The sequence below is a fragment of the Cecembia sp. genome, assembly GCF_007126775.1.
GTDB lineage: Bacteria > Bacteroidota > Bacteroidia > Cytophagales > Cyclobacteriaceae > Cecembia.
Genome location: NZ_SLAP01000050.1, coordinates 1 through 9,918, shown reverse-complemented (window position 1 = coordinate 9,918; position 9,918 = coordinate 1). Strand labels below are relative to the sequence as shown.

General features: G+C 41.0%; 5 protein-coding genes. 1 reads left to right on the top strand and 4 read right to left on the bottom strand.

Annotation, left to right across the window (positions count from 1 at the left end; all coding sequences use genetic code 11):
* Positions 1 to 36: 36 nt before the first annotated feature.
* The 4 genes from QZT73_RS03470 to QZT73_RS03455 form a co-directional block, all read right to left on the bottom strand.
* On the bottom strand, positions 37 to 3,195 hold the full coding sequence (locus tag QZT73_RS03470) for a glycosyl hydrolase (protein WP_291786628.1): 3,159 nt from the start codon (positions 3,193 to 3,195) through the stop codon (positions 37 to 39).
* A gap of 175 nt (positions 3,196 to 3,370) precedes the next feature.
* Complete coding sequence (locus tag QZT73_RS03465) at positions 3,371 to 4,564, bottom strand: succinylglutamate desuccinylase/aspartoacylase family protein (protein WP_291786627.1); 1,194 nt, start codon at positions 4,562 to 4,564, stop codon at positions 3,371 to 3,373.
* Positions 4,565 to 4,567: 3 nt separating this feature from the next.
* Positions 4,568 to 6,418, bottom strand: a complete 1,851-nt coding sequence (locus QZT73_RS03460; protein WP_291786626.1) for a CBS domain-containing protein — start codon at positions 6,416 to 6,418, stop codon at positions 4,568 to 4,570.
* 274 nt (positions 6,419 to 6,692) lie between these two features.
* Positions 6,693 to 8,444: an ABC transporter ATP-binding protein gene (locus QZT73_RS03455; protein WP_291786625.1), complete on the bottom strand. Its 1,752-nt coding sequence runs from the start codon at positions 8,442 to 8,444 to the stop codon at positions 6,693 to 6,695.
* A gap of 75 nt (positions 8,445 to 8,519) precedes the next feature.
* On the opposite strand from QZT73_RS03455, the gene tyrS reads away from it, so the two are divergent.
* Positions 8,520 to 9,812 carry a tyrosine--tRNA ligase gene (gene tyrS, locus QZT73_RS03450; protein WP_291786624.1) on the top strand — a complete coding sequence of 431 codons (1,293 nt, stop codon included), beginning with the start codon at positions 8,520 to 8,522 and terminating at the stop codon, positions 9,810 to 9,812.
* The last annotated feature ends 106 nt before the right edge of the window (positions 9,813 to 9,918 follow it).

The window sequence follows — 9,918 nt, the reverse complement described above, 5'->3', positions numbered from 1 at the left end:
TATATGTTTTGATTTTAATAATATAAAAACTAAAATTTATCTTTTTAATTTCAATTGAAGATCTCTTGAAATAAGGAATTGATTAAAGGCCGGAATCTCTTCATCTATCAACTTTTTGTATTGGACCTGAATATCATCCAGTTGTTTCCTGAACACATTGTACACTTCCACCTGCTGATTGGTAGGCTTAAAGTCAGCTCCGAACCCGCCAACATCACTGGCCAGAGCGGAAATTCTACCATAGAGTTTCATTGGATTTCTGAAGGCATCTTCTCTGGCACCGGTCAGCTGAATATCGAACAGTTCCCCTTCCACCTTAAGGATTTTTTCTTCAAGCTCATTTATTTTTTGTACAACTTCCGCATCACTTTTTTGCTCCAATAAAAGGTCTTCCAACTCTTTTCTTATTTCTTCAATCTCATTCACTGTCTCAACAAGCTCATTCATGGCTACATTGAGTTTTAATGAAAACGCAACCTGCTTTTCAATATCTTCTAGCGATCCCGCGGTATTCGGATCCTTGATCACCTCTCCCATCTGACTGATACTTTTTCCATCCACAATCAAGTGGATTTCATATTCTCCGGGAACTACTCTTGGGCCAAACTGCCCCCTATAAAGATCCAAATCCCAGGTAACCAAAGGCCTAAACTCCCTTCCCTCTAATTTTACCCAAGGTTTGTCAGGTGGTGCAACCAATAACCTTGGCTGCAATGTTGGTTCATACCGCAAATCCCACCAGACCCTGTTGATACCGGTACTGTTTTTACCATGGATAGTTCTGACCAATGTTCCATCCTTTTTTCTGATTTCAATCGCAACCTTTTGTGCTGGACTTTTCAAATAATAATTGATGTCCATCCCATAAGGAGGATTACTTCCCGTAGTCATGGATCGACCTTCTGTTTTTATCCCTTGAACTTCATGGAACCTGTAAGCAGGCCTTTGATCAAAAAGATGAATTTCTGATGCAAGCACTTCTGCACTCATTTCCCTAATTGGTGTTATATTGTCCAGGATATAAAACCCTCTTCCATAGGTACCAATCACCAAGTCTCTGAATTCCTCCTGAATTGTCATCCAATAGATCGGTGCAGGCGGAAGATTATTCCTTAATCTAAACCAAGTTGCACCATCATCCTTTGAAATATAAAGTCCTTTGTCTGTCCCTGTGTAAAGCAATCCTTCCACTACGGGATCTTCCCTTGTGACATGTACAAAACTCGATTCGCTTTTTTCTATTCCCTCACTGATTTTTGTCCAAGTCTGCCCGTAATCTTCGGTTTTGTAAACATGGGGATCAAAATCTCCCAATTGATGGGCATCAACTGTAAGATAAGCCCTACCCGCTTTATGCCTTGAAGGCTCAATACTTGAAATCGTTCCAAGTTCTGGTTTGCCGGGAATATTCTTTGTTACGTCAGACCAGGTTTGCCCTCCATCTCTGGTCAAGTGTACCAAGCCATCATTAGAACCTACCCAAATCAATCCGTCTTCTAGGTGAGATTCAGCAATCGCAAAAAGTACAGAAGCATCAAAGGTCATCAGATTATCTGTAGCAATTCCTCCAGACGATTGCTGATGTGACTTATCGTTTCTTGTCAGGTCAGGACTGATAATCTTCCAACTCTGACCATAATCTTCGGTCATGTGTACAAATTGACTGCCCACATAAACCCGCTTATGGTTATGGGGACTGATATAAATTGGGAAAGACCAATGCCATCTGTATTTTAAATCTGCTGGTGCCCAACCATATCCAGCTTCTGGCCATACGCGTACATCTCTGGCATGTCCGGTACGGAGGTCATAAACTTGTAAGCCACCATCATAGCAGCCCGACCATACGATATGGTTGTCCACAGGGTCTGGTATGGCCCATCCACTTTCACACCCACCTACTGCATGCCACAACCCCAAAGGAATACTGCCTTGTCTACTGTTGCTTGGCCCCCTATATGAATAGCCATCTTGTCTATTTCCATAAACATTATAAGGCACTTGGTTGTCTGTCCAGACGTGATACATCTGGGCATTGGGAAAAACAAATTGCCTATAGGTTTTTTGACGATTTAGAGTTAGTCCCATTCCCCCGTCATGGGCAACCATCATTCTACTGGGATTCAGAGGATCCACCCAAATGTCATGGTTGTCCCCCCCTGCTCTATAGCCAGCTTCTTCAAGTGATTTACCCCCATCCTTTGAAGTACTGAACCTTACAGAAGCAAAATAAATTTCATTCGGATCATCTGTAGAAACCCGCAATCGCGTATAGTATGGTGCCCGCTCATTAATGGTATGGTTGATCATGGTCAATTCCCAAGATTCACCACCATCTGTTGACTTCCACAATTGGGGGCTGTCCATTTCAAAGAGGGCATAAACCACATTTGGGTCACTATGCGCAATGGCAACTGAAGACTTTCCAACAGGATTCTCCACACCTCCAGGAAGCCCCTTTTCTTTCATGGCCTCCCAGGTCTTTCCCCCATCCTTACTTCTGTAAATTCCACCTCCGGGACCACCACTTGTAAGGCCCCAGGTTTTGATATCGATAGACCAAAAAGCAGCAAATAAGATATCCGGATTTTTAGGATTCATGGCCAGGTCACTGGCGCCTGTTCCCTCATCTACAAAAAGGACATGTTCCCAGGTTTTTCCTCCATCTGCCGTTTTAAAGATTCCGCGTTCCTGTTGCGGACTATAAGTATGGCCCAAAGCCGCCACATAGACTACGTCAGAGTTTCTCGGGTCAACTTCAATTTGACTGATTCTGGATGTTTCTTTCAAACCCATATGCACAAAATTCTTCCCTGCATCTGTGGATTTGTAAATACCATTTCCCATGGCATGGGCTGGTCGGATCAAAAATGTTTCCCCTGTTCCTACCCATACGTGCTCCGGATTGCTGGGTGCTAGTGCCAGAGCAGAAACTGAAGATATATCCTGATCATCAAAGATGGAGGTCCAGCTGCCACCAGCATCTTCAGACTTAAACAAACCTCCAGAAGCCATGCCTACATACATGGTCATTATGTCTCCAGGAACACCCCTTACAGCAATGGTTCGGTTACCATCCGGACCAATAAACCTAAAGTTCAATTGATCCATTAATCCTGGGTTATAAGATTGCTGCGCAGTTAATGGACTAATAAATAGCAGGCAAACACCAATAAAAGTGTAAATATGCTTCATATTCGTTTGTTTTGGGTTATTTTGAACCAATCTTTGGTAAAGGGTTGGACTGGCTAGGCTTGAAAGACGTATAAACAAATATAAGAATGTAAAAAGTACAATAAGACATTTAATCTATCAACGGTATGTCAATGATTTGAACAATAAGAAAAACTTTTTAAATGTATAAATTTCTTTAATACCATCTTTCCCCTCTATACATATCTTTTTTGGCTACCCTTTCACGATTGGAAAGTTTTAAATAATCCCCATCCAATATTCTTATTCGGTATCCAAAAAGGTGAAAAAAAGGTGTTGTCAAGAACCGTGCAGTTTTCAGATTGACCTTTAACACCATTTTTTCTTTGTTTTCCCAGGAAACTCCCGGAAGCAACGGCAAGAGGTTATCAATTTTCAGTTTCCTTAAAAACGATGAAAGTTTTAGTGCAAAATAAGGAATGCGATGGATGATAAAAAAACCGTCACTGCCCTGGCTCTGATACAGGGGCATAAAAATCCTCCCATTAAAGGAAGACTTAATGGCTACTCCGTCATGATAGGCAAAATCCTTTCCTATTGGAATTACCTGAAAACTCTCAAAACCCGGAAACATTTTGAACTGGTCCAAATCTCCGATCTTATGAAGATAAACGATTTCAAAAATCTTGTGCAAAGAGGCTGCACTTTTATCTAAAACCTGAAAATACTGTTTCCATTCGGGAAAATGCCTCTTTTTGATCGCTCCTGCAAAACGAAGGGTTAGATAAATAAAAGCCTCGGCATGTTTGATGGCTGACGCCTCCTGATGCTGTCCGGATTCAAAACCAATACCAACAAAGCCCTTCTGGTTGATATAACTCAGCATGGGTCCATCCAAATATTCTTCAATGCCCAATACCACCGGTACTGGAAATTGCATGGCAAATTTCCTATTGATCAGGGCATCATTGATGGTGATAAAAGGATAGGTTTTGCTGGAAGTAGTATGAAAATCAATAAAATAAACAGGGGCTTTGTTCCCTTCCAAAATTACTTGAACAAAGTTCAATAAATCCATCATTTCCTTTTCCTCTGCCGAGAGGAATTCCTTTTGCTGGAGTTTGTTAATCCTATTGCTCGTCCAAATCCTATTGAGGTCTTCATCCAAAAATCTTTTCCCAACCTGTAAAGCCTGGAGGTTACCCACAATGCCATAAATATTTCCCCGGATCTGGCTTTTTTTGGAAGCTAAAGCTTTAAGCGTATTTTGCAAGGCAATTACTCCCGCAGGTTCATTTCCATGGATTCCTGCAAAGAACAAAATTAAAGGTCCTGGCACTGCTCCTTCAACCTTCCCTATCAGCCTTTCTTTTTGCTCGCTTTTTATTTTATTGGCTAAAGATAATTCCATATATCAAAGGTCATTGGAAGTAACTATTCCTATCAGCTGATTGCCTTTCACCACAGGAAGACTGTTGATACCATGTTTGGCCATCAATGCTCTGGCCTTATCCAGACAGTCTTCATGGGAAATACTTATAATGTCTTTTACCATGACTTTTTTTACACAAAGATCTACTTGATCTTTACTGTCAAGATATTTTTTAATGTCCGTCCAGGAAAGCAAACCAACCAATATTTTATCTCCTTTGACTACGGGCATGTGGTGGATATTATTCCAACGCATCATATGTACTACAAATTCTATAGGATCCTTCTCCTCTACAGAGAAAATATCGGTACTCATTACATGGTGGATCTGTTTTCGAATATTGAATGTAGTGGTGGTATCTGGGCTTAAAATTTCCCATTCAGATACCGGTATATCTTTTTCCTGGTTCAGATACATCTGTGCGGTCAAGACCTGTCTGGCTTCATTTTTCTTTTTCTTTTTGCAAAGATTCCTGTAGCTCTCAATCATCCAAGAGGCCCCATTTTTTTTGTTTACCCGATTCTCAATCACTTGAAGATATTTTTCAATATCAGCTTCAATAATTCCTACTTTCTTCAGGCCCTCTCTGGCCATAGGCAGGAATGTATTCAATAACAGGTCCTGGGAAGAAACATAATGACCATCCCAATAAAACTGTGCTCCCATTCCATATCGGGATGCTCGGAAAAAATTTGATTTAACCTCCTTGAAGTCCATCTCCTCATGGATATTTGAATAGGCATCAGACCTGCCTTTCATTACCCCTACCCAAAAAGCAAAATTGGCCATTTGATCAATCATTGAAGGTCCTGAAGGAATGTAACGGTTTTCTATCCGCATATGGGGCTTTCCACCACCCACTCCATAACAGGCCCTGTTCCATCGGTAAACTGTTCCGTTGTGCAGATTGAGTGCCTTTAACTTTGGAATTTCACCTTTTTGGAGCATTTCGATGCTGTCTTTTTCAAATTCAGCTGTCAGCAAACTTCTAAACCTTGAGATATTATCCCTGTAAATATCAGAAATACTGCCTGTTTGCCATTTATCTTCGAAACTCACCCTGGATTGACTTTCGTTCAATAAAAAAGAGTTGGTTCGGATATCTACGCTTTGTGTAAACAGCGCAATACGGGTTTCATGCCACAGTTCTTTACCAAAAAGCAAGGGAGAATTGCAGCATGCGGCCAAAACAGGTCCTGAGATGGCCTGAGACCAATTGAACAAATCTATGAATTCATCCGGATCGATTTGCAGGTGCATCTGCCAACTGGTATTGCAACTCTCCAACATTACTGAATCATGCAGAAAATTAAGATCATCTACACCTCTGATATGTATATTGAAATCTTGCCCTCGAGATTCTTTAGCTGCTTCATTGAGTACAAAATACCTTTGGACAGGCGTCATGTTCTTCAAATCTATATGAGGATGCGCCAATGTGGGCAAAATCCCCGTTAGGATAATTTTAGAATCCTGTTTGTCAGCTTCTCTTTTGGCTAAATCTACCAAATCAGATAAATTCTTATGCATCTCAGAGAAACAAGCCCCACCCAGTTCCATGGGATCCAAGTTTATTTCGAGATTATAATTCCCAATTTCAGTCGTGAAATGGGGGTCATTGATTGCTTCCAAAAGCGCCAGAGAATTGTTGTTTGGCATAAAATCACGCTTTACAATACAAAATTCCTGTTCTGCTCCGATGCGTATGGGACCTTTTTCAACCATACCATGCGCTACCATATGATCCAGTGCTTCCAGATCCCGGATCAAATGATGGAAATAATTGGCCTTTGCTTTTTTACCTGACAGCTTGGTTACATTGAGGGTTCCCATATATTTCTATTCTTTAAGGCAAGAAAATTAGTGATAATCGAAACCTTAAAACATGACAAGAATCAGTTTCTAACCTAATTATCGTCGGGTTATAGGTTTTTGGGTTTTTCATCCACTACAACCTGGCCACAAGCTACCCCGTTCTGATAATTGTCTGGACTTGGAGCTCTACCAGAGCTTTTCTTAACGCTTGGTCCTGCTTTGTAGTAAAAAATATCATCTTTGCTTCGCCCTGACTTCAAATCCCAAATCTCCCTTAATACTTTCCACTTATTTAAATCCTCGCCTGATACGTATACAATTGGTAATACCTTCCCTCTTTTTCAATTAATTCTTCATGTTTGCCCCGCTCCACAATCTCTCCTTGCTCAATCACCAAGATTTGATCAGCCTGACGGATAGTGCTTAGCCTATGGGCAATTACAAAGGTGGTTCTGCCTTTCATCAACTCCTTTAAACTGGCCTGAATGAGTGATTCACTTTCAGTATCCAGATTGGAGGTGGCTTCATCAAGTACCAAAATTCTAGGATCCGCCAATATGGCCCTGGCAATGGCAATGCGTTGTCTTTGACCTCCGGAGAGCTTTACTCCCCGCTCTCCGATCAAAGTATCCAGTCCTTCTTCAAACCTGGCCGTAAATTCATCTACATGGGCTGCCTTTACCGCTTGAAGCAATTCCTGTTCAGTTGCCATTGGTCTTGGGAAAAGTATATTTTCTTTGATAGTCCCTTCGAATAAAAAATCATCCTGCAATACTACACCTAATTGGGAACGATAGCTTTCCAAAGTGATTTTTCTCAAATCAACACCATCGACCGTAATTATTCCCGAATCAGGGTTTAAAAAGGAAGCCGCCAGTCCTGCAATGGTGGTTTTACCCGAACCGGAAGTGCCTACCAGCGCTGTTACAGAACCTTCATTAGCTTGAAAAGAAATGCCTTTGACCACTTCTTTGCCTTCTTGATAGGCAAAGCCAACCTTTTCGAAGCGTATATCACCCTTAATGTGTGGCAATTGGATTGTTCTTTCCTTGGCATCGCTTTCCAAAGCCATATTCATGATTTCCTCTGTCCTGTCAAGACCTGCAAAGGCCTCGGTAAACTGACTGCCTATATTGCTCATCTGCACTATAGGTGCGATCATAAAACCGAGATACAAGGTAAAGGCTAAAAAATCTCCAAAAGTCATTTCCTCCTGCATGATCATGTAGCCCCCAATACCCATAATTCCAGCGGATGCCAATCCCAATAGAAATGTGGCTGCGGAGGTCACAAAACTGGTGGCTGTTAAACTTGCCTTGACATTCAGAAACAAGCGTTCTACTCCTGCTTCAAAACTTTTTATTTCCTGTGCCTCAGCATTGAATCCCTTGATCACCCTGATACCACCAAGCGTCTCGGTCAACCGACCTGTTACTTCTGCATTGATTTTACCCCTCTCTCTGAAAATTGGACGGATTTTACCAAAAGCTTTGAGAGATATTAAGCCAAAAATAATTACAGGAACCAAAACATAAAGGGTCATCAGGGGGCTGATATAAATCAAAAGGACGAGAGAAATAACCGCAGTTAGGACACCTCCTATCATTTGGGCAAACCCTGTCCCTACTAAATTTCTTACACCTTCCACATCGCTCATGATCCGGGATACCAATTCTCCTGTTTTCGTATTGTCGAAAAACCGGATGGGTAATTGGATAATATGCTTTTGCACCTGAGACCTTAATTTGGCAATAAGATGCTGGGCTTCCACGCTAAGGATTTGTGTCAGGGCATAGGAAGTGGTTGCCTGAATGGTAACGGCCGCCACTACAGCTATCACTAACCATTTCAAATAATCAAGATTGTCGGAAGGAATCACATTATCTATCAGGAATTTGCTCGCTCCAGGAAGTACCAATCCGGATAATCGGGAAATGATGATCAAAAATAGCCCTAAAAAAAGCTGTCTTTTCCTTGGCCAGATGATGGTTTTAAAAACATGGGTCATTGTAACCCTGTTTTCTTTCTTTTTAACAGTTGACATGCCTCAAAAATAGGGAATACTTTCTTTCTCTTATTACAAAACCTATATTTGCAGCGCTGAAAAAAGAGAAAACCCATGAATAATTTTATAGATGAACTGCAGTGGAGAGGTATGCTCCAGGATATGACTCCAGGTTTGGAACAGCATCTCAAAGAAGGTATGCGCTCTGCCTATTTAGGTTTTGACCCAACAGCGGATTCATTGCATATTGGACACTTGGTTGGCGTAATGACCTTACTGCACTTTCAGAGAGCAGGACATAAACCTTTTGCCCTTGTAGGAGGTGCCACAGGAATGATTGGAGACCCTAGCTTTAAATCAGCAGAGCGGAATCTATTGGACAAAGCAAGTTTGGATCACAATGTGGAATGCCTCAAAAACCAATTGGCTAAATTTCTAAATTTTGATGAGGGACTGACCAATAAGGCAGAACTGGTCAATAATCATGACTGGATGGCCGAATTCTCTTTTCTGGCTTTTATCCGTGATGTGGGAAAACACATCACCGTCAATTACATGATGGCCAAAGATTCTGTTAAAAGAAGATTGGAAGAAGGCAGCGGACTTTCCTTTACCGAATTTTCCTATCAGCTCATCCAAGGTTATGATTTTTTTCATTTATGGAAAAATCAGGGTGTCAGCATACAGTTAGGAGGCTCAGATCAATGGGGCAATATCGTGACAGGAACAGAATTGATCCGTAAAATGGAAGGAGGACATGCTTTTGCCTTGACAGTTCCTCTGATCACCAAGTCAGATGGTGCTAAATTCGGCAAAACAGAAAGCGGCTCGATTTGGCTGGATCCGGAAAAAACCTCCCCCTATGCCTTCTATCAGTTTTGGTTGAATGTTTCAGACGAGGATGCAAGTAAGTATATCCGCATTTTCACCCTTTTGGATCAGAAAACAATTCAGCAATTGGAAAAAGAGCATCTGGAAGCGCCACATTTAAGGTTTTTACAAAAGGAAATTGCCAAGGAAGTCACTTGCATGATCCATGGTGAAAAAGAATATGAAATGGCACTTAAAGCCTCCAGTATATTGTTTGGGAAATCCTCTACAGAAGACCTTGCCGCGCTTGATGAAAGAACCTTTCTACAAGTTTTCGAGGGGGTGCCTCAGGTAAACATAAGCAGAGAAGTATTTGAAGAAAAAAGCAATCTTGTAGACCTATTATCAGAAAAATCACATGGGATAATCTTTCCCTCTAAAGGCGAGGCCAGGAAAATGATACAAGGAGGAGGAGTTTCCATCAACAAGGAAAAAATTACAGATCCTGCCGCTGATGCTGTTTTCCCTTTGCTGCAGAACAAATACCTTTTGGTACAAAAAGGGAAAAAACAGTATTTTATAATTCTTATAGATTAAGTTATACAGCGTCTTCATTTACGTTTTTAACTATCTGAAAATCAAATTTTTATACGCATAATTAAATGCTTAAAAAATATTGATTTTTTAAGCATTTAATTTATTT

Excerpts from the sequence above, each read along its gene's own strand:
- QZT73_RS03470 (WP_291786628.1), bottom strand. The coding sequence starts at position 3,195 with ATGAAGCATATTTACACTTTTATTGGTGTTTGCCTGCTATTTATTAGT.
- QZT73_RS03465 (WP_291786627.1), bottom strand. The coding sequence starts at position 4,564 with ATGGAATTATCTTTAGCCAATAAAATAAAAAGCGAGCAAAAAGAAAGG.
- QZT73_RS03460 (WP_291786626.1), bottom strand. The coding sequence starts at position 6,418 with ATGGGAACCCTCAATGTAACCAAGCTGTCAGGTAAAAAAGCAAAGGCC.
- QZT73_RS03455 (WP_291786625.1), bottom strand. The coding sequence starts at position 8,444 with ATGTCAACTGTTAAAAAGAAAGAAAACAGGGTTACAATGACCCATGTT.
- tyrS (WP_291786624.1), top strand. The coding sequence starts at position 8,520 with ATGAATAATTTTATAGATGAACTGCAGTGGAGAGGTATGCTCCAGGAT.